This window comes from Enterobacter cloacae complex sp. FDA-CDC-AR_0132 (genome assembly GCF_003010695.1).
GTDB lineage: Bacteria > Pseudomonadota > Gammaproteobacteria > Enterobacterales > Enterobacteriaceae > Enterobacter > Enterobacter ludwigii.
Genome location: NZ_CP027618.1, coordinates 4571901 through 4594560, shown reverse-complemented (window position 1 = coordinate 4594560; position 22660 = coordinate 4571901). Strand labels below are relative to the sequence as shown.

At 53.7% G+C, this 22660-nt stretch carries 22 protein-coding genes and 1 pseudogene; 16 read left to right on the top strand and 7 right to left on the bottom strand.

Going from position 1 to position 22660, the window contains the following annotated elements; translation table 11 throughout:
* The first annotated feature begins 396 nt into the window (after positions 1–396).
* From AM379_RS22315 to AM379_RS22300, 4 genes are all read left to right on the top strand, one after another.
* A complete protein-coding gene (locus tag AM379_RS22315) occupies positions 397–960 on the top strand; it encodes a hypothetical protein (RefSeq protein ID WP_226938425.1) in 564 nt (187 codons plus the stop codon).
* The gene (locus AM379_RS22310) at positions 960–1220 is read left to right on the top strand and encodes a hypothetical protein (RefSeq protein WP_045626074.1); all 261 of its coding nucleotides are present in this window, start codon (positions 960–962) and stop codon (positions 1218–1220) included. Before AM379_RS22315 ends, AM379_RS22310 begins: the two co-directional genes overlap by 1 nt.
* Position 1221: 1 nt before the next feature.
* The gene (locus AM379_RS22305) at positions 1222–1410 is read left to right on the top strand and encodes a hypothetical protein (protein ID WP_045626072.1); all 189 of its coding nucleotides are present in this window, start codon (positions 1222–1224) and stop codon (positions 1408–1410) included.
* A 405-nt stretch (positions 1411–1815) separates the two neighbouring features.
* Positions 1816–2709, top strand: a complete 894-nt coding sequence (locus AM379_RS22300; protein ID WP_106504258.1) for a hypothetical protein — start codon at positions 1816–1818, stop codon at positions 2707–2709.
* A 27-nt stretch (positions 2710–2736) separates the two neighbouring features.
* Here the strand turns inward: AM379_RS22300 and AM379_RS22295 are convergent.
* Both AM379_RS22295 and AM379_RS22290 read right to left on the bottom strand, forming a co-directional pair.
* Positions 2737–3231 (bottom strand): annotated as a pseudogene (locus AM379_RS22295) (DUF72 domain-containing protein); the annotation flags it as partial.
* The gene (locus AM379_RS22290; RefSeq protein WP_106504255.1) at positions 3228–3794 is read right to left on the bottom strand and encodes a hydrolase; all 567 of its coding nucleotides are present in this window, start codon (positions 3792–3794) and stop codon (positions 3228–3230) included. The pseudogene AM379_RS22295 and the gene AM379_RS22290, both read right to left, overlap by 4 nt.
* Before the next feature lie 264 nt (positions 3795–4058).
* Between AM379_RS22290 and aspS the strand changes: the two genes are divergently transcribed.
* From aspS to ruvB, 6 genes are all read left to right on the top strand, one after another.
* Positions 4059–5846: an aspartate--tRNA ligase gene (gene aspS, locus AM379_RS22285; protein WP_032678430.1), complete on the top strand. Its 1788-nt coding sequence runs from the start codon at positions 4059–4061 to the stop codon at positions 5844–5846.
* Position 5847: 1 nt separating this feature from the next.
* Entirely contained in the window at positions 5848–6291 is a 444-nt protein-coding gene (gene nudB / locus AM379_RS22280; RefSeq protein ID WP_014170644.1) for a dihydroneopterin triphosphate diphosphatase, read from the top strand.
* 27 nt (positions 6292–6318) lie between these two features.
* The gene (locus tag AM379_RS22275; protein WP_014170643.1) at positions 6319–7059 is read left to right on the top strand and encodes a YebC/PmpR family DNA-binding transcriptional regulator; all 741 of its coding nucleotides are present in this window, start codon (positions 6319–6321) and stop codon (positions 7057–7059) included.
* 34 nt (positions 7060–7093) lie between these two features.
* Positions 7094–7615, top strand: a complete 522-nt coding sequence (gene ruvC / locus AM379_RS22270) for a crossover junction endodeoxyribonuclease RuvC (RefSeq protein WP_025203848.1) — start codon at positions 7094–7096, stop codon at positions 7613–7615.
* Between the two features lie 80 nt (positions 7616–7695).
* On the top strand, positions 7696–8307 hold the full coding sequence (gene ruvA, locus AM379_RS22265) for a Holliday junction branch migration protein RuvA (protein WP_020883395.1): 612 nt from the start codon (positions 7696–7698) through the stop codon (positions 8305–8307).
* Between the two features lie 8 nt (positions 8308–8315).
* The gene (gene ruvB / locus AM379_RS22260; protein ID WP_014170640.1) at positions 8316–9326 is read left to right on the top strand and encodes a Holliday junction branch migration DNA helicase RuvB; all 1011 of its coding nucleotides are present in this window, start codon (positions 8316–8318) and stop codon (positions 9324–9326) included.
* A 39-nt stretch (positions 9327–9365) separates the two neighbouring features.
* Here the strand turns inward: ruvB and znuB are convergent, their stop codons facing one another.
* Positions 9366–10151: a zinc ABC transporter permease subunit ZnuB gene (gene znuB, locus AM379_RS22255; RefSeq protein WP_014170639.1), complete on the bottom strand. Its 786-nt coding sequence runs from the start codon at positions 10149–10151 to the stop codon at positions 9366–9368.
* Complete coding sequence (gene znuC / locus AM379_RS22250) at positions 10148–10903, bottom strand: zinc ABC transporter ATP-binding protein ZnuC (protein WP_020883396.1); 756 nt, start codon at positions 10901–10903, stop codon at positions 10148–10150. The genes znuB and znuC overlap by 4 nt, the downstream gene beginning before the upstream one ends.
* Positions 10904–10980: 77 nt before the next feature.
* On the opposite strand from znuC, the gene znuA reads away from it, so the two are divergent.
* The 3 genes from znuA to lpxM all read left to right on the top strand — a co-directional run bounded on the left by znuA (position 10981) and on the right by lpxM (position 14351).
* Positions 10981–11925, top strand: coding sequence for a zinc ABC transporter substrate-binding protein ZnuA (gene znuA / locus AM379_RS22245; RefSeq protein ID WP_032679708.1), 945 nt, complete (start codon positions 10981–10983; stop codon positions 11923–11925).
* A 15-nt stretch (positions 11926–11940) separates the two neighbouring features.
* The gene (mepM, locus tag AM379_RS22240) at positions 11941–13260 is read left to right on the top strand and encodes a murein DD-endopeptidase MepM (RefSeq protein WP_014170636.1); all 1320 of its coding nucleotides are present in this window, start codon (positions 11941–11943) and stop codon (positions 13258–13260) included.
* Positions 13261–13379: 119 nt separating this feature from the next.
* The gene (gene lpxM / locus AM379_RS22235; RefSeq protein WP_032678429.1) at positions 13380–14351 is read left to right on the top strand and encodes a lauroyl-Kdo(2)-lipid IV(A) myristoyltransferase; all 972 of its coding nucleotides are present in this window, start codon (positions 13380–13382) and stop codon (positions 14349–14351) included.
* 55 nt (positions 14352–14406) lie between these two features.
* Here the strand turns inward: lpxM and pyk are convergent, their stop codons facing one another.
* Both pyk and AM379_RS22225 read right to left on the bottom strand, forming a co-directional pair.
* The gene (gene pyk / locus AM379_RS22230; protein WP_020883399.1) at positions 14407–15849 is read right to left on the bottom strand and encodes a pyruvate kinase; all 1443 of its coding nucleotides are present in this window, start codon (positions 15847–15849) and stop codon (positions 14407–14409) included.
* Positions 15850–15973: 124 nt separating this feature from the next.
* On the bottom strand, positions 15974–16843 hold the full coding sequence (locus AM379_RS22225; RefSeq protein ID WP_025203851.1) for a MurR/RpiR family transcriptional regulator: 870 nt from the start codon (positions 16841–16843) through the stop codon (positions 15974–15976).
* Between the two features lie 357 nt (positions 16844–17200).
* On the opposite strand from AM379_RS22225, the gene zwf reads away from it, so the two are divergent.
* From zwf to kdgA, 3 genes are all read left to right on the top strand, one after another.
* Positions 17201–18676, top strand: a complete 1476-nt coding sequence (gene zwf, locus AM379_RS22220; protein WP_020883401.1) for a glucose-6-phosphate dehydrogenase — start codon at positions 17201–17203, stop codon at positions 18674–18676.
* 234 nt (positions 18677–18910) lie between these two features.
* A complete protein-coding gene (gene edd / locus AM379_RS22215; protein WP_032678428.1) occupies positions 18911–20722 on the top strand; it encodes a phosphogluconate dehydratase in 1812 nt (603 codons plus the stop codon).
* A 39-nt stretch (positions 20723–20761) separates the two neighbouring features.
* The gene (kdgA, locus tag AM379_RS22210; RefSeq protein WP_020883402.1) at positions 20762–21403 is read left to right on the top strand and encodes a bifunctional 4-hydroxy-2-oxoglutarate aldolase/2-dehydro-3-deoxy-phosphogluconate aldolase; all 642 of its coding nucleotides are present in this window, start codon (positions 20762–20764) and stop codon (positions 21401–21403) included.
* Positions 21404–21443: 40 nt separating this feature from the next.
* Here kdgA and purT read toward each other — a convergent pair whose 3' ends face one another.
* Positions 21444–22622: a formate-dependent phosphoribosylglycinamide formyltransferase gene (gene purT / locus AM379_RS22205; RefSeq protein ID WP_025203852.1), complete on the bottom strand. Its 1179-nt coding sequence runs from the start codon at positions 22620–22622 to the stop codon at positions 21444–21446.
* Positions 22623–22660 lie beyond the last annotated feature (38 nt).

Genomic DNA, 22660 nt, shown 5'->3' with positions numbered 1-22660 from the left:
TATAATTGTGGCTTTATAAGGTTTTTATCTAAAGCTTTATAGTGAGGCAATCAAAAGATTTTAGGATGTCAGCCATGTAAAAGGTTGTTGCTCGTCAGGTTTATCCGAGAAATAATCACTTAGAAACTGTTGACAATTTGTTAATGTATGAAAGAATGGTTATATGAGTTAGGGGGTATTTCACCATCCATCAATCCCCGATTTATTATCTGACTCCTCAGTTTCCTTCTGTTTATCTTCTTAGGCATCCATCCCGAACGAGTGACGGGAATTCCTCTTGAGAAGATGAACAGCCCTAATTTGAAAACATTGAACCGTGTCCCGTAACATTAAGTTGGCTGGATGCGGTTTTGTGCTTTCTGAAATCTAAGCAAACCAGACTAAGAGTAATTACTAATGACTAATTTAAATCAAGCTGTAAGAATTGAATCGCCAGTTGCAAGCATTTCCCACTTATTACCGTTCGAACAGAAACAGCATATTGAAAAGTTGTACTTCCCACGGATTCAACAGGCCACTGACCGAATGAGTAAAGCTGAATTTGAATATCAAAACGCTCTAGAATCCCGCTCAGTGCTTATTCAACAGAAGACGGCTGAGTATTTGGCTAACCCGTCTGAAAGACACGGTTTTAAAGTTGTTCAGGTTTACCCAACAAACCAGCAATCTGTGATTCAAAGCATGGCTGAACAAGGTTATATCGTTCATCGTGTAGGAATGGGCTTAATCTATTTCATCTCATCTAAAAAGAATGCTCTGAAAGACGCAACTGATAAAGCTGAAGCTGAAGCTGAATTAGCCATTGAAAAGATGATTGAACGTCTGAAGGTAAAAACCTCTGAAGCTGTACACCAGCAAAACAAGATTGTGATTGAAGCCCGTAAAGCTCTGGATGCTGTAAAAGACTTTACAGATTACCTGAACGTGATTGTCACCGATTCTGAAGAGGTGACCGAATAATGAGTATTCCAATGAAAGGGCTGTCCAAACGTGGCAGCTATAATCATCTTACTGACTCAATGGAATTCAAATATTTCAACGGTCAAAATGAAATCAGTGAATCAACCTTTAAAGCACTCTCTTCAGGTAATAAGCCAAAGCCCTCAGTGAAGCCAGCTAAAGCGGTGACCACGTATAAGGTGAAGCCTAAGCCAACAATTGAACAGCAAAGAGATGCAGCCTTGAAAGAGGCTATTAAACAGATGGTAAGCGGGGGCTGATATGGAAGATACAATTAACGCCCCTATTAACTATTACGATTCTGAAAAGCGTCTAATTGTTGGTCACAATCTGGTTGGGAAAATCCACCCTCAATTATTTGATAAGCTGGTTCGCCGTTCAAACGATGGTTCAACCCGTTGCCAGCAAGCCCGAATCACCAGCTACTTAGAAGGACTCTTAAATGGCTAATACTTTCACTAACCCTGATAAGCCTTGCATTCATTGCGGCTCACTTATCCGTTATGTCTCATCGGGTAGATGTGTGGACTGTTCAAAGACACGTAGACAGCCGCCTAAACCAAAGCCACAGATTGTACGGGTAACCGCTTCAGCAGCAAGAGCACCGTTTCACTCTGAAGGTGGGGATAACCGAAATAACATCATTGTGAAGCTGTCTGATAAGGCTCTTAACCGTCTGGATGAGATTGGTTACTCGTTGGTTAAGAAGTACCGTTTAGCAGGTTACACGCAAGAACGAATCCGAGTGGTTGCTCTCTCTCATTTGCTTGAAGCTGTTTAACCCCTCTCATTAATCCCGCCGTATTCATGTTTATCAATCGATTAGCCATCTTCTAATTGTAAGGGTTGCCGAGGGTGGCCATTCATGTTGCCAGTATTGTTTCGAAAAATATTTTGAACGATTATGATAAGAAAAAGCTGAGAGTTAGAGGTTCAATAATGGATGGAGGTCTCACTGATTCAGTGAAACATGCTTTAGAACAGAGGATTAAGAGTCCCTTGTGGGGGTTCATTATTCTGGCGTGGACATGGTTTAATTGGCCTAACCTAGCAATGTTGTTCATGAGTGATGCGCCTGTAAAGTTCCGAATCGATTACATCCTTTCACAGGATTATTTCTATCTGTATTACGTGTTTGCCCCCATCCTTTCTGGCAGCATTTTGGCTGTTGTCTCACCCTATGCTCAGTGGCTCCTGTCTCAGGCACATAGGTGGGCTGATGACAGATACAAGGATAATGTTTTTCAGTCCAAGGAGAGAGTGTTTCAAGATAACATCAAGCTATCAAAGCTTAAGGTTCAATCAGATATGGCAGTGGATGTTGAAATTGCCAAAATCAACGCTGATATACAGACTGAAGTCGAAAGAGGCAAGCGCGAGCAGATACTAACTGAAGAGCTTGAAACCCAAAAGAAAATCCTTGATGAAAAAATTGAACTTCTTACCAAAAAACTTGAGGATGAGAAAGCCGATTTTGAAGAGTTGTTAAAGGAAAAGCAAAAGATTCAAGATATTGCGATAAACGTTACGACACTGTTAGAAAAAGCCCTAAGACTTGATGACAGAAGGTCAGTTAAGCAATTGGTGGATGAAATTTCTGATTTGTTCAGCGTGGAAGACTTCGAGCTTTCAGAACAAAGGAATGCTCTGAAGAATGGTATAAGGAAAAAACGGAGCGTAGCTGAATTTATTGAAGAGGTTAAACTCAACCAAAGCGAAACATCAGAGATTAATCTTCAAAATAAGTGATTTCAGTCTGAGAGGGAAAGTGTATCAATAGAAAGGTCTCTTCAGAATCACCCGGTTCACCCCGCGCGCATGTAAGCCACGGTTAAGCGCCGTTTCAGCCTCTCCCTTGGCAAAAAACGCCGCATGTCTCACCTCAACGCCGTAGGTAAAGTCTTTGGGCAGGGTATCAAGAAACTGCCATAGCGCAGGCAGGTCGCGTGGGCTAAAGGTGGCCGGAAGCTGCAACCAGTACTGACCGATGCGGTTCGCCAGCGGCGACATCCGGCCAAAGAACTCGTCGGTCAAATCACCGCAGTTTCGCAGCGCAGCGGTGTGGGAGATCGTCGCCGGAAACTTGAAGCAGAAGCGGAAATCATCGGTCGTCTGGTCGCGCCAGCGCTCAACAATCTCTGCTCTGGGTAGCGCGTAGAGGGTGGTATTGCCCTCGACGCAGTTGAAATGACGGGCATATTCTTCAAGGCTGGTAATACCCAGGCGCACCCATTTCGGGTGCGACCACTGGGGCAGGCCAAGGTAGATCATAGGGCGCTTATAATGTCGTCCGTGCTACGCACGCGGCCAATGCGCGGGAAGATGTGGGTCATACTGCCCTGGTGCTGCTCCGCAGACGCTGCGCTGCATGCATCTTCAGCAATCACCAGGTTAAAGCCCAGCTCCCAGGCGTTCCGGGCGGTGGATTCCACGCCAATGTTGGTGGAGGTCCCACAGAGAATCAGGGTGTCGATACCGCGCCGACGCAGCTGCAGCTCAAGATCGGTGCCGTAGAATGCGCCCCACTGGCGTTTGGTCACTTCGATATCGCTGTCCCGTTTGCCGAGCGAAACCGGATAGGTCCACCAGTTTTCAGGTAGTGAATGTGCTGCAACCTGAGCATCGACAGGCTGTTTTAAGGCCTCAGCGAAATCCGCTGACCAGCCAACGCGCACCATGATCACGGGGGCACCGCTGGCACGGCATTTTTCTGCCAGACGCGCGGCGCGGCTGACAACATCTTCGGCGCTGTGCGGGCCTCCGGCAAACGGCAGGATCCCTTCCTGTAAATCAATCACCACAAGCGCGGTTTTGCGGGCATTAAGTGTTAACATGGTAACTCCAGTGAAATGAGTTGCTTCCGCTACACCTTACGACGTAATGACCTGTTATCGGTCGGATAATTTTGTTAATTTTTGTGAGAATACGCAATAAGCGCGCAGCAAACGACCGTCTGGCCGTGGTTCGCTCTTATCGTCTGGCGGAATTTCCAGTATAATAGCCGCCTTTTTTCATCCAGTTGTGACATACAGAAAGCTGCGACATAGTAGCCTGCATTCCAGGCGACATTTAGCCTGCGGCTAATTAAGGGATATCTCATGCGTACAGAATATTGCGGGCAGTTGCGTCAGTCCCACGTTGGACAGCAGGTAACCCTGTGTGGTTGGGTCAATCGTCGTCGTGATCTTGGGAGCCTTATCTTCATCGATATGCGCGACCGCGAAGGTATCGTTCAGGTGTTCTTCGACCCAGATCGCGCAGATGCGTTGAAGCTGGCTTCTGAGCTGCGTAATGAGTTCTGCATTCAGGTCACCGGCACCGTACGTGCGCGTGACGAGAAAAACGTTAACGCAGACATGGCGACCGGCGCAATTGAAGTGCTGGCGTCGGATCTGGTTATCATCAACCGTGCTGAAGCGCTGCCGCTGGACTCCAACCACGTCAACACTGAAGAAGCGCGTTTGAAATACCGCTATCTGGACCTGCGTCGTCCGGAAATGGCTCAGCGCCTGAAAACCCGTGCGAAAATCACCAGCCTGGTGCGTCGCTTTATGGATGACCACGGTTTCCTCGACATCGAAACCCCGATGCTGACCAAAGCCACGCCGGAAGGCGCGCGCGATTACCTGGTTCCATCCCGTGTACACAAAGGCAAATTCTACGCGCTGCCACAGTCTCCTCAGCTGTTCAAACAGCTGCTGATGATGTCCGGCTTCGATCGCTACTATCAGATTGTAAAATGCTTCCGCGACGAAGACCTGCGTGCTGACCGTCAGCCAGAATTTACCCAGATCGATGTGGAAACCTCCTTCATGACGGCCGAGCAGGTGCGTGAAGTGATGGAAGCCCTGGTGCGCAGTCTGTGGAATGACGTGAAAGGCGTGGAACTGGGTGATTTCCCCATCATGACCTTCGCTGAAGCTGAACGTCGCTACGGCTCTGACAAACCAGACCTGCGTAACCCGATGGAGCTGGTGGACGTTGCAGACCTGGTGAAATCCGTTGAGTTCGCGGTATTTGCCGGCCCGGCTAACGATCCAAAAGGTCGCGTGGCTGCCCTGCGTGTACCGGGCGGTGCGGCGCTGAGCCGTAAGCAGATTGACGATTACGGCAACTTCATCAAGATCTACGGCGCGAAAGGTCTGGCCTATATTAAAGTGACCGAACGTGCGAAAGGTCTGGAAGGCATTACCAGCCCGGTGGCGAAATTCCTGAACGCGGAAATCGTGGAAGCGATCCTCGAGCGCACCGGCGCACAGGATGGCGACATGATCTTCTTTGGCGCAGACAACAAGAAAATCGTTGCTGACGCAATGGGCGCGCTGCGCCTGAAGCTGGGTAAAGACCTGAGCCTGACGGACGAGAGCAAATGGGCTCCGCTGTGGGTAATCGACTTCCCAATGTTCGAAGACGACGGTGAAGGCGGCCTGACCGCAATGCACCACCCGTTCACCTCGCCAAAAGACATGACGGCGGCAGAGCTTAAAGCGGCACCGGAAGATGCGGTAGCAAACGCGTATGACATGGTTATCAACGGCTACGAAGTGGGTGGCGGTTCCGTGCGTATTCACAGCGGCGAAATGCAGCAAACCGTGTTTGGTATTCTGGGAATCAACGAGCACGAACAGCGCGAGAAATTCGGCTTCCTGTTGGACGCCCTGAAATACGGTACGCCGCCACACGCGGGTCTGGCATTCGGTCTTGACCGTTTGACCATGCTGCTGACCGGCACCGACAACATTCGTGATGTTATCGCCTTCCCGAAAACCACGGCTGCGGCCTGTCTGATGACGGAAGCCCCAAGCTTTGCCAACCCGGCCGCGCTGGCTGAGTTGGGCATTCAGGTGCTTCCGAAAGCTTCAAAAGAGATTTCGGAGAACGAATAATATGCAGTATAAGCGTCCCGTTTCGGTTCTGGTTGTCATTTATGCAGAAGATACGAAACGGGTGCTGATGTTGCAGCGGCGCGATGACCCTGATTTCTGGCAGTCGGTTACCGGCAGCCTGGAAGAGGGGGAGACCGCGTCGCAGGCCGCCGCGCGCGAAGTAAAGGAAGAGGTCACCATTGACGTTGCTTGCGAGCAACTGACCCTGAAGGACTGTCAGCGCACGGTGGAGTTTGAAATTTTTAGCCATTTACGTCATCGCTATGCGCCGGGTATTGAGCGCAATACGGAATCGTGGTTCTGTCTCGCGCTCCCCCATGAACGGGAGATCGTGTTTACCGAACACCTGACCTACCGCTGGGTGGATGCGGCGGATGCCGCTGCACTGACCAAATCGTGGAGCAACCGGCAGGCGATTGAAGAATTTGTAATTAACGTAGCCTGAAAAGGCGCGCTCTTTGAGGAAATTTTTATGGCAGGTCATAGTAAGTGGGCCAACACCAAACACCGCAAAGCGGCACAGGATGCCAAGCGCGGTAAGATCTTCACCAAAATTATTCGTGAGCTGGTTACAGCGGCACGTCTGGGCGGCGGCGATGCGGCGTCTAACCCGCGTCTGCGCGCGGCAGTGGATAAAGCCCTGTCCAACAACATGACGCGTGACACCCTGAACCGTGCTATCGCACGTGGCGTAGGCGGTGATGAAGACGCGAACATGGAAACCATCATTTATGAAGGTTACGGTCCTGGCGGTACGGCGGTGATGGTTGAATGTCTGTCCGACAACCGTAACCGTACCGTAGCGGAAGTGCGTCATGCCTTCAGCAAATGCGGTGGTAACCTGGGCACTGACGGCTCCGTGGCCTATCTGTTCAGCAAAAAAGGCGTCATCTCCTTCGAGAAAGGCGACGAAGATGTAATCATGGAAGCGGCGCTGGAAGCCGGTGCAGAAGACGTTGTGACCTATGATGATGGCGCAATCGACGTCTACACCGCGTGGGAAGAGATGGGCGCGGTACGTGACGCGCTGGAAGCGGCGGGTCTGAAAGCAGACAATGCTGAAGTCTCCATGATCCCGTCAACCAAAGCGGACATGGATGCGGAAACGGCACCTAAACTGCTGCGTCTGATCGACATGCTCGAAGACTGCGACGACGTGCAGGAAGTGTATCATAACGGTGAAATCTCTGATGAGGTTGCAGCGACTCTCTGATGAGAGCGTATAAACCGTTTACGGGAGACGCGTGATGTCTATTATCCTCGGGATTGACCCCGGCTCGCGCGTCACCGGTTATGGCGTCATCCGGCAGGTAGGGCGCCAGTTAACCTACCTTGGCAGCGGCTGTATTCGGACCAAAGTGGACGATCTGCCGTCGCGCCTGAAGCTAATCTATGCTGGCGTGTCGGAGATCATCACCCAGTTTCAGCCCGACTTTTTTGCCATCGAGCAGGTCTTTATGGCGAAAAACGCTGATTCAGCGTTAAAACTGGGTCAGGCACGGGGCGTCGCCATTGTTGCGGCAGTGAATCAGGATCTTCCGGTGTTCGAATACGCAGCCAGACAGGTCAAACAGACCGTCGTGGGGATTGGTAGCGCGGAGAAAAGTCAGGTGCAGCATATGGTGCGCACGCTCCTGAAGCTTCCCGCGAACCCGCAGGCAGACGCCGCCGATGCGCTGGCGATAGCCATTACCCACTGTCATATAAGCCAGAACGCGGTTCAGATGAGCGAATCGCGGCTTAATCTGGCGCGAGGCAGGTTACGATAATGACAAATCAGGCTGGATGTTTATCCAGCCTTTTTTTATTATGTCGGCAGTTAATTTCTTCCAGAACGCAGGAGCGTCACGTGATAGGCAGACTCAGAGGCATCATCATTGAAAAACAACCCCCGTTAGTGCTGCTGGAAGTCGGTGGCGTGGGCTATGAAGTCCATATGCCGATGACCTGCTTCTATGAGTTGCCGGACGCGGGCAAAGAGGCGATTGTCTTTACCCAGTTTGTGGTGCGTGAAGATGCCCAGTTGCTGTATGGCTTCAATAACAAACAGGAACGGATGCTGTTTCGCGAGCTGATCAAAACCAACGGCGTCGGGCCGAAGCTGGCGCTGGCTATTTTGTCCGGCATGTCCGCTCCACAGTTCGTCAATGCCGTTGAACGCGAAGATCCTGCTGCGCTGATTAAACTCCCGGGTATCGGCAAGAAAACCGCGGAGCGTTTGATTGTCGAGATGAAAGACCGCTTTAAAGGTCTGCATGGCGATCTGTTTACGCCAGCCGCTGATCTGGTGCTTACCTCGCCGGGCGCGCAAGCCTCTGACGATGCTGAACAGGAAGCGGTTGCTGCGCTGGTGGCGCTGGGATATAAACCTCAGGAGGCCAGCCGGATGGTGAGCAAAATTGCCAAACCGGATGCCAGCAGTGAAACCCTGATTCGTGAAGCGCTACGCGCGGCATTGTGAGGTAAAGGATGATTGAAGCAGATCGCCTGGTATCGGCAGGCACCCTTCAGGCAGAAGACGTGGTGGATCGCGCCATCCGCCCGAAACTGCTTGATGAGTATATTGGCCAGCCGCAGGTTCGTTCTCAGATGGAGATCTTCATTCAGGCGGCAAAACTGCGCGGCGATGCACTCGATCACCTGCTGATTTTTGGCCCTCCCGGTCTGGGGAAAACCACGCTGGCGAACATTGTCGCCAATGAAATGGGCGTTAACCTGCGCACAACTTCTGGCCCGGTGCTGGAAAAAGCGGGCGATCTGGCGGCAATGTTGACCAACCTTGAACCGCATGACGTGCTGTTTATCGATGAGATCCACCGTCTGTCGCCGGTTGTGGAAGAGGTGCTCTATCCGGCGATGGAAGATTACCAGCTGGACATCATGATCGGTGAAGGTCCGGCAGCACGTTCCATCAAAATCGATCTGCCTCCGTTTACCCTGATTGGCGCGACGACGCGCGCCGGGTCATTGACCTCTCCGCTTCGCGATCGTTTTGGTATCGTTCAGCGTCTGGAGTTCTATCAGGTTGCGGATCTTCAGCATATCGTTGGCCGCAGTGCCCGCTATATGGGGCTGGAGATGAGCGAGGAAGGGGCGTTTGAGGTAGCGAAGCGCTCCCGGGGGACGCCGCGTATTGCGAACCGCCTGTTGCGTCGCGTACGTGACTTTTCCGAAGTAAAGCACGATGGCACGATCTCGGCTGAGATTGCAGCGCAGGCGCTGGATATGCTGAATGTGGATGCCGAAGGCTTTGACTACATGGACCGTAAGCTGTTGCTGGCGGTACTGGATAAGTTCTTTGGCGGTCCGGTCGGACTGGATAACCTGGCGGCAGCGATTGGTGAAGAGCGCGAGACAATTGAAGATGTGCTTGAGCCGTATCTGATCCAGCAGGGTTTCTTGCAACGTACCCCGCGCGGTCGTATGGCAACGGTGCGGGCGTGGAACCATTTTGGTATTACCCCGCCAGCGATGCCGTAGCAGAGGTCCCCTCTCCCGGGTGGGAGAGGGGAGAGGCGATCAGCTTGCAGGCTTCTTCATCATACTGAAGATAAACAGCAGCGCCGCACACAGCACCACAGACGGGCCGGCAGGGGTATCGTAGAACGCAGAGAAGGTTAACCCTCCCGTTACCGCAATCATCCCGATGATAACCGCGACACCGGCCATTTGCTCCGGCGTACGGGCAAAACGACGCGCAGTGGCCGCGGGGATAATCAGCAGGGAAGTGATGATCAGCGCGCCGACGAATTTCATCGCCACACCAATCGTTAACGCCGTCACCAGCATCAGCAACAGCTTCACGCGCTGCAGCTTCACGCCGTCGACAAACGCCAGATCCGGGCTGACGGTCATCGCCAGCAAATTACGCCACTGCCAGAGCAGAATACCCAGCACGACCACCACACCAGCGGCGATGGAGATCAGATCTTCAGGCGTCACGGCCAGCAGGTCACCGAACAGGTAGGCCATCAGATCAACACGAATGTTCGACATCAGGCTCACGACCACCAGACCCAGCGACAGGGCGCTGTGGGCCATAATACCAAGCAGCGTATCGATGGCGAGGTGAGGGCGCTTTTCCAGCCATACCAGCCCTGCGGCCAGCAGCAGCGTAACCACAATCACCGCGTAGAAGGGATTCACGTCCAGTAACAGGCCAAAGGCAACGCCCAGCAGAGACGCGTGTGCCAGCGTATCGCCAAAATAGGACATTCTGCGCCACACCACAAACGAGCCCAGCGGGCCCGCGGCGCAGGCAAGCATAATCCCGGCCAGCCAGCCGGGCAGTAACAGTTCAATCATGAGTGTCCATTTCCCCGACGCAGGACAATTCGTCCCTGTAAATCATGGCGGTGATTGTGATGATGGCGATAAATTCCCAGTTGCTCAGCGCCGCGAGGGCCGAACATGGAGATGAATTCAGGGTGCATTGACACCACTTCCGGCGTGCCGGAACAGCAGATGTGATGGTTAAGGCACAGCACTTCGTCGGTCTTGGCCATCACCAGATGGAGATCGTGGGAAACCATCAGCACCGCACAGTTGAGTTCGCGGCGTAGCTGGTCGATTAAATCGTAAAGTGCGACCTGACCATTGACGTCCACACCCTGCGTCGGCTCATCCAGCACCAGAAGCTGTGGGCTGCTCAACAGGGCGCGGGCAAGCAATACGCGCTGGGTTTCACCCCCGGACAGTTTCTGCAGCGGGGCATCAATCAGATGGCCTGCCTGCACGCGTTTCAGCGCCGGAAGAATATCGGCTTTATGAGTCCCGGGGCGCAGACGCAGGAAGCGGCTAACCGTCAGCGGCAGCGTGGCGTCGAGGTGGAGTTTTTGCGGTACATAGCCGATGCGTAATTTTTCCTCACGGCGGATAATCCCTTCGTCAGGTGTTACCAGACCCAGCACCACGCGCACCAGGGTGGATTTCCCTGCGCCATTGGGGCCGAGCAGCGTCAGAATTTTGCCGGGTTTCAGATCCAGCGACACGTCAGAGAGGACGCGGCGTTGGCCAAATGAGACCGAAATATTGTCGAGAGAAACCAAAGTTGTCATGTCAATTTAAGCTTGCAGAAGTCAACGAATGTTATAATATCACATCCCACGCATTCATTACGATGATTAGTCGCATTATGTTACATAAAAATACGCTTCTTTTCGCAGCATTATCCGCTGCCCTTTGGGGTTCAACAGCACAAGATGTTAACGCTGCTGTTGTCGCTTCGCTTAAACCGCTCGGTTTCATTGCTTCCGCGATTGCAGATGGGGTCACTGACACCCAGGTTCTGCTCCCTGATGGGGCTTCCGAGCATGATTATTCCCTGCGTCCATCTGATGTAAAACGCTTACAAAACGCGGACTTAGTTCTATGGATTGGTCCAGAGATGGAAGCGTTTATGCAGAAGTCGGCAAAACAGGTACCGGGCGAAAAACAGGTCGCCATTGCCGAACTCCCGGGCGTGAAACCGTTGCTCATGAAAGGGGCTGACGACGACGGTGATGAACATGATGCCGGACACGCCGATGGCGAAAAAGGTGATGGGGATCACCATCATGGCGAGTACAACATGCACCTTTGGCTATCCCCAGAGATAGCGCGGCTTTCGGCGGTTGCAATCCATGACAAATTAGTGGAACTTATGCCGCAAAGTCGAGCCAAACTAGACGCCAACCTGAAGGATTTTGAGGCACAATTAGCCGCAACCGATAAGCAGGTGGGTAATGAGCTCGCACCGTTGAAAGGAAAAGGGTATTTCGTTTTTCATGACGCCTATGGCTATTACGAGAAACACTACGGCCTGACCCCGCTGGGGCACTTTACCGTCAACCCTGAAATTCAACCTGGTGCGCAGCGTTTACATGAAATCAGAACACAGTTGGTTGAGCAGAAAGCGACATGCGTTTTTGCTGAGCCACAGTTCAGGCCAGTGGTCGTAGAAGCCGTGGCCAGGGGAACATCCGTGCGCATGGGAACCCTTGACCCGCTAGGAACGAATATCCAGTTGAGCAAAGCGAGCTATTCGCAGTTTCTCAGCCAACTGGCGAACCAGTATGCGAGCTGCCTGAAAGGAGATTAACGAGGAAGTGAATACGTGCAACAGATAGCCCGCTCTGTCGCCCTGGCATTTAACAATCTGCCTCGACCCCATCGCGTTATGCTGGGGTCTCTTACAGTTCTCACGTTAGCGGTCGCCGTCTGGCGGCCCTATGTTTACCATCCGAGTTCTGCCCCCATCATCAAAACCATCGAGCTTGAGAAGAGCGAGATCCGCTCTCTCCTCCCTGAGGCCAGTGAACCTATCGACCAGGCGGCTCAGGAAGATGAAGCCATCCCGCAGGATGAGCTGGACGATAAAACCGAGAATGAAGCGGGGATCCACGAATATGTCGTTTCGACGGGTGATACGTTAAGCAGCGTTCTGAACCAGTACGGTATCGACATGGGAAACATCAGCCAGCTGGCTGCGGCTGATAAAGATCTTCGTAACCTGAAAATTGGTCAACAGCTCTCCTGGACGTTAACCGCTGATGGCGATCTGCAACGCCTGACCTGGGAGATGTCCCGTCGCGAAACCCGCACCTACGATCGCACTGCAAACGGTTTCAAAATGACCAGTGAAATGCAGAAAGGCGACTGGGTGAACAGCGTGATGAAAGGGACCGTAGGCGCAAGCTTCGTCTCCAGCGCGCGCGATGCGGGGCTGACCAGCGCCGAAATCAGCTCGGTAATTAAAGCCATGCAGTGGCAAATGGACTTCCGCAAACTGAAGAAAGGCGATGAATTCTCCGTTCTCATGTCCCGTGAAATGCTTGACGGCAAGCGTGAGCAGAGCCAACTGGTGGGCGTGCGTCTGCGCTCTGATGGCAAAGATTACTACGCCATTCGTGCTGAAGACGGTAAGTTCTACGACCGCAGCGGTACCGGGCTTGCGAAGGGCTTCCTGCGCTTCCCGACGGCTAAACAATTCCGTGTTTCATCCAACTTTAACCCGCGCCGTCTTAACCCGGTCACCGGGCGTGTTGCGCCGCACCGTGGCGTTGACTTTGCCATGCCGCAGGGGACACCTGTGCTGGCTGTGGGTGATGGCGAAGTGGTGATTGCAAAACGTAGCGGTGCAGCCGGGTATTATGTCGCGGTGCGTCATGGTCGTACCTACACCACCCGCTATATGCACCTGCGTAAGCTACTGGTTAAGCCGGGACAGAAAGTGAAACGTGGCGACCGTATCGCGCTCTCCGGGAATACCGGGCGCTCTACCGGGCCGCATTTGCACTATGAGGTATGGATTAACCAACAGGCAGTGAACCCGCTTACGGCGAAACTGCCGCGTACCGAAGGCCTGACAGGTAAAGATCGTTCCGATTACCTGGCGCAGGTGAAAGAGGTGATTCCGCAGCTGCGCTTTGATTAAGCCCTCTGTTTTGTGAAAAAGCCGGCCTCAGTATGTGCCGGCTTTTTGTTTTGTGCGCGAGCGGCTGCCTCGCTACACTATCTGAATGAAATTTTGCGTCACCAGACCCTGGAACCAGCATGGAAACCCAAAAAAACAATATTGAGTACATTCCTGAGTTTGAAAAATCTTTTCGCCACCCGCGCAACTGGAGTGCCTGGCTTGGCGTTTACGCATTTGCGGGGATTGCGATGTTACCTGCCTCAGTTCGCGATCCGGTACTGGGAAAAATAGGCCGCCTGGCGGGCCGGTTTGGTAAAAGTGCCCGTCGCCGTGCGCAGATTAACCTCCTGTACTGTTTCCCGGAGAAGAGTGACGCTGAGCGTGAAGCGCTGATTGACGACATGTACACGACCGCGCCGCAGGCCATGGCGATGATGGCCGAACTGGCGCTCAAAGGGCCGGAGAAAGTTCAGACGCGAGTTGACTGGAAAGGGCTGGAAATCATCGAAGAGATGCGCCGCAACAACGAGAAGGTGATCTTCCTCGTTCCTCACGGCTGGGGTGTGGATATTCCTGCGATGCTGATGGCATCACAGGGGCAGAAAATGGCGGCAATGTTCCATAACCAGGGCAATAAGATCTTTGATTACGTCTGGAACACCGTGCGTCGCCGTTTTGGTGGCCGTCTGCATGCGCGTAATGATGGCATCAAACCGTTTATACAGTCGGTGCGTCAGGGCTACTGGGGTTACTATCTGCCGGATCAGGACCACGGCCCCGAGCACAGTGAATTTGTGGATTTTTTCGCGACGTATAAAGCCACGTTGCCGGCGATTGGCCGTCTGATGAAAGTCTGCCGTGCGCGCGTCATTCCGCTGTTTCCGGTATACGACGGGAAAACCCATCGCCTGAGCATTGAAGTGCGTCCACCGATGGATGATTTACTGACGGCGGACGATCACACCATTGCACGCCGAATGAACGAAGAGGTCGAGATTCTGGTGGGACCGCATGCTGAGCAATACACGTGGATACTGAAGTTGCTCAAAACGCGTAAGCCCGGTGAAACAGAGCCGTACAAACGCAAAGAGCTTTTCCCGAAGAAATAAGCAGAAATAAAAAAAGCCCGCTCCGAAAAGAGCGGGCTTTTTAACAGGGGCGTGCTTACTCGACGGTCAATACGCGAGTGGTATTGGTCGAGCCGATGGTGCTCATCACGTCACCCTGAGTCACAATCACGATATCACCGGAGACCAGATAGCCTTTGTCGCGCAGCAGGTTCACGGCGTCGTGGGCAGCCGCGACACCGTCGTTGGTGCTGTCGAAGTGCACCGGCGTGACACCGCGATACAGCGCCGTCAGGTTCAGCGTACGCTCGTGGCGAGACATGGCGAAGATGGGCAGACCGGAGCTGATACGGGAGGTCATCAGCGCGGTACGGCCAGATTCAGTCATGGTGATAATCGCCGTTACGCCTTTCAGGTGGTTAGCGGCGTACATGGCAGACATCGCAATCGCTTCTTCCACGTTGTCGAACTGCACGTCCAGACGGTGTTTAGAGACGTTGATGCTTGGGATCTTTTCAGCACCCAGGCAAACGCGTGCCATCGCGGCTACGGTTTCAGCAGGGTACTGGCCGGCTGCGGTTTCTGCAGAAAGCATTACGGCATCGGTACCGTCCAGCACGGCGTTAGCCACGTCCATCACCTCTGCACGGGTCGGCATTGGGTTGGTGATCATGGATTCCATCATCTGGGTTGCGGTGATCACGGCGCGGTTAAGCTGACGTGCACGGCGGATCAGTGCTTTCTGGATCCCCACCAGCTCAGGGTCGCCAATTTCCACGCCCAGATCGCCACGGGCAACCATCACCACGTCAGACGCCAGAATCACGTCATCCATCGCGTCCTGATCGCAAACGGCTTCCGCACGTTCCACTTTAGCAACGATTTTGGCATCACAGCCCGCATCACGTGCCAGACGGCGCGCGTAGTTCAGGTCTTCGCCACAGCGCGGGAAGGAGACGGCCAGATAGTCAACGCCAATCAGCGCAGCGGTCACGATATCCGCTTTGTCTTTATCGGTCAGCGCTTCGGCTGAGAGGCCACCGCCAAGTTTGTTAATGCCTTTGTTGTTTGAGAGCGGGCCGCCGACGGTGACTTCGGTGAATACCTTCATCCCCTGAACTTCCAGCACTTTCAGCTGAACGCGACCGTCGTCGAGCAGCAGAATATCGCCAGGCACAACGTCAGCCGGCAGACCTTTATAGTCGATCCCAACTTTTTCTTTATCGCCTTCGCCTTTACCCAGGTTGGCATCGAGCAGGAATTTATCGCCGATATTGAGGAAGACTTTACCTTCTTTGAAGGTTGAAACACGAATTTTTGGACCCTGCAGGTCCCCGAGAATAGCAACATGACGGCCAAGTTTGGCCGCAATTTCACGCACTTTGTCGGCACGTAATTTATGGTCTTCTGGCGTACCGTGAGAGAAGTTCATACGCACCACGTTGGCACCCGCGGCGATAATTTTCTCGAGATTGTTATCGCGGTCAGTGGCCGGGCCTAAGGTGGTTACGATCTTGGTTCTGCGAAGCCTTCTGGACATGTAATACTCCGTTGACTGAAACAACTTTGGTGTTGCGTGAACATTAAATCGGCCTTCATCTGCTGCAAGGCAACAGAGAGAGGACCGAATGCCGTAAATCGTTACATCGTAGTTATTAAACTATTTAGGGAACATCGCTTTTCATAAGCAATTCTTTATCAAAACGCGATTCCTTAAGCGCTTCCTTGACACGCTTCAAGTTATCTCTGAATTTTGCGCCACGACGCAGGGTGAAACCGGTTGCCAGCACGTCAATCACCGTGAGCTGCGCCAGACGGGAGACCATCGGCATATACATGTCGGTGTCTTCCGGGACGTCAAGGGTGATGGCGAGCGTTGCTTCTCTTGCCAGCGGCGTGCCCGCCGTCGTGAGGGCAATAACCATGGCATCGTTTTCACGCGCCAGTTGCGCCAGCTCCACCTGGCTTTTGGTGCGCCCGGTGTGCGAAATGAGTACCACGACATCATCTTCACTGCAATTCATACAGCTCATGCGTTGCAGGACAATGTCATCGGAATAAATGACCGGGACGTTAAAGCGGAAGAATTTATTCATGGCGTCATGCGCCACGGCCGCCGACGAGCCGAGGCCAAAGAACGCAATGCGCTTGGCCTGGGTCAGTAAATCCACCGCGCGGTTCACGGAATTCATATCCAGGGACTGGCGAACGTGGTCCAGCGTAGCCATGGCCGACTCAAATATTTTTGCCGTATAGGCATCAACACTGTCGTCTTCATCCACATTGCGATTAACATAAGGCGTGCCGTTTGCCAGACTTTGTGCAAGATGCAGTTTAAAATCAGGAAAGCCGCGCGTTTCAAGGCTACGGCAGAAGCGGTTAACCGTCGGTTCGCTGACGCCTGCCTCCTGCGCCAGAGCGGCGATGCTTGAATGAATCGCCTGAGCAGGAGCAGCAAGAATGACTTCGGCCACTTTTCGCTCGGATTTGCTAAGGTGTTCCAGTTGGAACTGGATTTTTTCCAGCATGTTCATTGTTAACAGGGCGCTCATGGGTGGAAACGATTTCATTAATACATGAAATCATGATTCGATTTAGCCGATATTACCCCTGTGGCTTCCATAAAGGGTAACAGTCGACAAGATAATGTTGTTGTTTTTTTTCATTACTTGATCGGTGTCGGGTTTTGTTATGACCCTGTAGTTCAAAGAATCAACGCTTTTTGCGTGATTCCGCCACCACACGCGTCTGACGGCGAAAAAATCGCGGTATCGCACGCGAGGTTAAGTGCTAATGGTTTCGGGAATGACGTAAAAGCAGTACAGTGCAACGTAATAAAATTACAACGATACCTGGCAGAAGTACCAGGTGATCCAACTGAGGAGAATGACATGGCGGTAACGCAAACAGCCCAGGCATGTGACCTGGTCATTTTCGGCGCGAAAGGCGATCTTGCACGCCGGAAATTGCTGCCTTCCCTGTATCAACTGGAGAAAGCGGGCCAAATTCATCCGGATACGCGTATCCTGGGCGTTGGGCGCGCCGACTGGGACAAGGAAGCTTATACCAAGGTCGTACGCGAGGCGCTCGAAACTTTCATGAAGGAAAAGATTGATGAAAGTTTGTGGGATACCCTGAGCGGACGTCTTGATTTCTGTAACCTGGACGTGAACGACGTCAGCGCGTTTAACCGTTTAGGCGCGATGCTGGATCAGAAAAACCGTGTCACCATTAACTACTTCGCCATGCCGCCAAGCACTTTCGGTGCAATCTGCAAAGGCCTGGGCGAAGCGAAGCTGAACGCTAAACCGGCACGCGTGGTGATGGAGAAACCGCTGGGGACCTCTCTTTCAACCTCCCGCGAAATTAACGACCAGGTCGGCGAGTACTTCGAAGAGTGCCAGGTCTACCGTATCGACCACTATCTTGGTAAAGAGACGGTACTGAACCTGCTGGCGCTGCGTTTTGCCAACTCCCTGTTTGTGAATAACTGGGACAACCGTACCATCGACCATGTGGAAATTACCGTGGCCGAAGAGGTGGGGATTGAAGGCCGCTGGGGTTACTTTGACCAGGCCGGTCAGATGCGCGACATGATCCAGAACCACCTGCTGCAAATCCTTTGCATGATTGCCATGTCTCCACCGTCTGACCTGACGGCGGACAGCATCCGTGATGCTAAAGTGAAAGTGCTGAAGTCGCTGCGTCGCATCGATCGCTCAAACGTGCGTGAGAAAACGGTACGCGGTCAGTACACCGCAGGGTTTGCTCAGGGTAAAAAAGTGCCGGGCTACCTGGAAGAAGAGGGTGCCAACAAGGCGAGCAATACCGAGACGTTTGTGGCGATCCGCGTGGATATCGATGACTGGCGCTGGGCGGGTGTTCCGTTCTACCTGCGTACCGGTAAACGTCTGCCGACCAAATGCTCTGAAGTTGTCGTTTACTTCAAAAACCCTGAACTCAACCTGTTCAAAGAGTCCTGGCAAGAGCTGCCGCAGAACAAACTGACCATTCGTCTGCAGCCAGACGAAGGGGTGGACATCCAGATCCTGAACAAAGTGCCGGGCCTGGATCACAAACATAACCTGCAGACCACCAAGCTGGACCTGAGCTACTCCGAAACGTTCAATCAGACGCACCTTGCCGATGCTTACGAGCGTCTGCTGCTGGAAACCATGCGCGGTATCCAGGCGCTGTTCGTGCGTCGCGATGAAGTGGAAGAGGCGTGGAAATGGGTCGACTCCATCACCGAAGCCTGGGCTGCGGATCAGGATGCGCCGAAACCGTATCAGGCGGGCACCTGGGGGCCTGTCGCGTCCGTCGCGATGATCACCCGTGATGGCCGCTCCTGGAATGAGTTTGAGTAAAATAATCAGCTGCCTCTTAGGTGTTATTTTACCGGTAACATGATCTAACACAGCTCGTGGCACAATTTATAAACTTTTAAGCTCCGCGTGGATTCACCCGCGGAGCTTTTTTTATTACACTGCCGGAAGTGATTTTGCCCCTGAGCTCCGGACAGCAAGCGTTTCAGCGTTGTAAATAATCGCCAGCGACTTTGTAAACTCCCGAGCCCGGACAGATAAATTAGAGGAGCTTTTATGAATCCGACATTGTTACGCGTAACACAACGCATTATTGAGCGCTCGAAAGAGACCCGTTCTGCCTACCTCGCCCGGATTGAACAGGCTAAAAGTAATACCGTTCATCGCTCACAACTCGCCTGCGGTAACCTGGCGCACGGTTTCGCCGCCTGCCAGCCCGACGATAAAGCCTCGCTGAAAAGCATGCTGCGTAACAATATCGCCATCATTACCTCCTACAACGACATGCTTTCTGCGCATCAGCCGTACGAAGTGTATCCGGAGATCATCCGTAAAGCGCTGCACAGCATCAATGCGGTAGGCCAGGTCGCGGGCGGCGTGCCGGCCATGTGCGATGGCGTGACGCAGGGTCAGGATGGGATGGAGCTCTCTCTGCTGAGCCGCGAAGTGATTGCGATGTCGGCCGCAGTGGGCCTGTCTCACAATATGTTTGATGGCGCGCTGTACCTCGGCGTGTGCGATAAAATCGTCCCGGGGCTGGCCATGGCAGCGCTGTCGTTTGGTCATCTGCCTGCGATCTTCGTGCCATCAGGTCCGATGGCAAGCGGTCTGCCAAACAAAGAAAAAGTGCGTATCCGTCAGCTGTATGCGGAAGGTAAAGCAGACCGTCAGGCACTGCTGGAAGCGGAAGCCGCCTCCTACCATGCGCCGGGCACCTGTACTTTCTACGGTACGGCCAACACCAACCAGATGGTGGTGGAATTTATGGGGATGCAGCTTCCTGGGTCCTCTTTCATTCAGCCGGATGCGCCACTGCGTAAGGCCCTGACTGAAGCAGCTGCCCGCCAGGTAACGCGTCTGACCGGTAACGGCAACGCGTGGATGCCGCTGGGTAAAATGGTCGACGAGAAAGTGATCGTCAACGGTATCGTTGCGCTGCTGGCAACCGGCGGCTCAACCAACCACACCATGCATCTGGTGGCGATGGCGCGCGCGGCGGGCATCCTGATTAACTGGGATGATTTCTCGGATATCTCGTCTGTGGTGCCACTGATGGCGCGCCTGTACCCGAACGGCCCGGCTGACATCAACCACTTCCAGGCTGCCGGTGGCGTGCCGGTGCTGATGCGCGAGCTGCTGAAAGGCGGTCTGCTGCATGAAGATGTGAACACCGTGGCGGGCTTTGGTCTGCAGCGTTATACCCATGAGCCGTGGCTCAATAACGGTGAGCTTGACTGGCGTGAAGGCGCCACCGCCTCGCTTGACGCACAGGTTATCGCCACCTTTGAACAACCGTTCTCTCGTCACGGCGGCACCAAAGTGCTCAGCGGTAACCTGGGGCGTGCGGTGATGAAAACCTCCGCCGTACCGGAAGAGAACCAGATTATCGAAGCGCCGGCCGTGGTGTTTGAAAGCCAGCATGACGTTTTGCCTGCGTTTGATGCCGGTCTGCTCGACAAAGATTGCGTCGTTGTGGTGCGCCATCAGGGGCCAAAAGCGAACGGGATGCCAGAATTACATAAACTTATGCCGCCACTTGGTGTATTATTGGACCGCCGTTTCAAAATTGCGTTAGTGACCGATGGACGCCTCTCTGGCGCATCAGGTAAAGTGCCTTCTGCCATCCACGTGACCCCGGAAGCTTACGACGGCGGTTTGCTGGCGAAAGTTCGTGATGGAGACATGATCCGCGTTAACGGTCAGACAGGTGAGTTAACCCTGCTGGTGGATGACGCTGAACTGGCGGCACGTAAGCCACATATTCCTGACCTGAGCGCATCGCGCGTGGGAACCGGACGCGAAATGTTTGGCGCGCTGCGTGAGAAACTCTCCGGTGCGGAGCAGGGCGCAACCTGTATTACGTTTTAAGACGACTTGATTTTATCGATCTGGCGAGAGAAAACTCTGATGAAAAACTGGAAAACAAGTGCAGAAGCAATCCTGACCACTGGCCCTGTCGTGCCGGTAATCGTGGTGAATAAGCTGGAACATGCTGTCCCGATGGCGAAAGCCCTGGTCGCGGGTGGTGTTCGTGTTCTGGAAGTGACCCTGCGTACCGCCTGCGCGATGGACGCTATTCGCGCTATCGCCAAAGAAGTGCCGGACGCGATCATCGGTGCGGGTACCGTACTGAACGCACAGCAGCTGGCTGACGTGACCGAAGCGGGCGCGCAGTTCGCTATCAGCCCTGGCCTGACCGAGCCGCTGCTGAAAGCTGCAACCGAAGGCACGATCCCTCTGATCCCGGGTATCAGCACCGTATCTGAACTGATGATGGGTATGGATTACGGCCTGAAAGAGTTCAAATTCTTCCCGGCTGAAGCTAACGGCGGCACCAAAGCGCTGCAGGCTATTGCGGGTCCATTCTCTCAGGTTCGCTTCTGCCCGACGGGCGGTATCTCTCCGGCAAACTACCGTGACTACCTGGCGCTGAAAAGTGTCCTGTGCATCGGCGGCTCATGGCTGGTTCCTGCGGATGCGCTGGAAGCAGGCGACTGGGATCGCATCACTAAACTGGCTCGCGAAGCGGTTGAAGGCGCGAAGCAGTAAGCGAAGACAGTATGAAAAACGGGCCTGCTGGCCCGTTTTTTTATCCTGCAACCTTCACGTTCGCGGCGGCTGTTTTGGCTCTTGCCACAGCCTCATCCACGTTTTCACCGGTCGCTAGCGCCACGCCAAGGCGGCGCGTGCCGTCAATCTCCGGTTTCCCGAACAGACGAACCTGCAAGCCTGCACCCATAGCCCCTTCGACGTTATCAAAGGTGACGTTCTGGCTGGTTAATTGCGGCAGGATCACCGCCGAAGCCGCCGGGCCGTACTGACGAATGCCGCCAACGGGCAGGCCGAGGAAGGCGCGCACATGCAGGGCGAATTCAGAAAGGTCCTGCGAAATCAGCGTGACCATCCCGGTATCGTGCGGGCGAGGGGAGACTTCACTGAAAATTACCTCATCGCCGCAGACAAACAGCTCCACGCCAAACAATCCGTAACCCCCCAGCGCCAGCACCACTTTACGGGCAATTTCCTGCGCACGTGCCAGCGCCAGGTCGCTCATCTGCTGCGGCTGCCAGGATTCACGATAGTCGCCATCTTCCTGGCGGTGGCCAATCGGATCGCAGAAATGGACGCCATCAACGGCGCTGACCGTCAGCAGCGTGATTTCGAAATCAAACTTTACGACGCTTTCGATAATCACGCGACCGGCACCGGCACGTCCTCCCTGCTGGGCATACTCCCACGCTTTATCCAGAGTGCTGCTGTCGCGGATAAAGCTCTGTCCTTTACCGGAGGAACTCATGACGGGCTTAATGATGCACGGGTAGCCAATTTCGTCGACAGCCTGCAAGAAAGCGGCTTTATCGCCGGCAAAACGGTAGCCTGAGGTAGGTAAGGCCAGCTCTTCAGCCGCCAGACGACGAATGCCTTCGCGGTTCATGGTGAGTTTGGCTGCTTTTGCGCAGGGCACCACGCGCTGGCCTTCCTGCTCAAGGGCGATCAGCGTATCGGTAGCAATGGCTTCAATTTCGGGTACCACGAAATCCGGTTTCTCCTGCGTAATGAGCGTACGCAGGGCATCGCCATCCAGCATATTGATCACATAAGAACGGTGGGCGACATGCATGGCAGGTGCGTCAGCGTAACGATCCACTGCAATGACTTCCACGCCCAAACGCTGGCACTCAATGGCGACCTCTTTACCCAGTTCGCCCGATCCTAACAGCATCACACGCGTCGCCGCAGGTCGCAGCGCGGTTCCTAAACGAGTCATAACAATCCCCCTGAAAAAGTTGCGCGCATTATAAACGT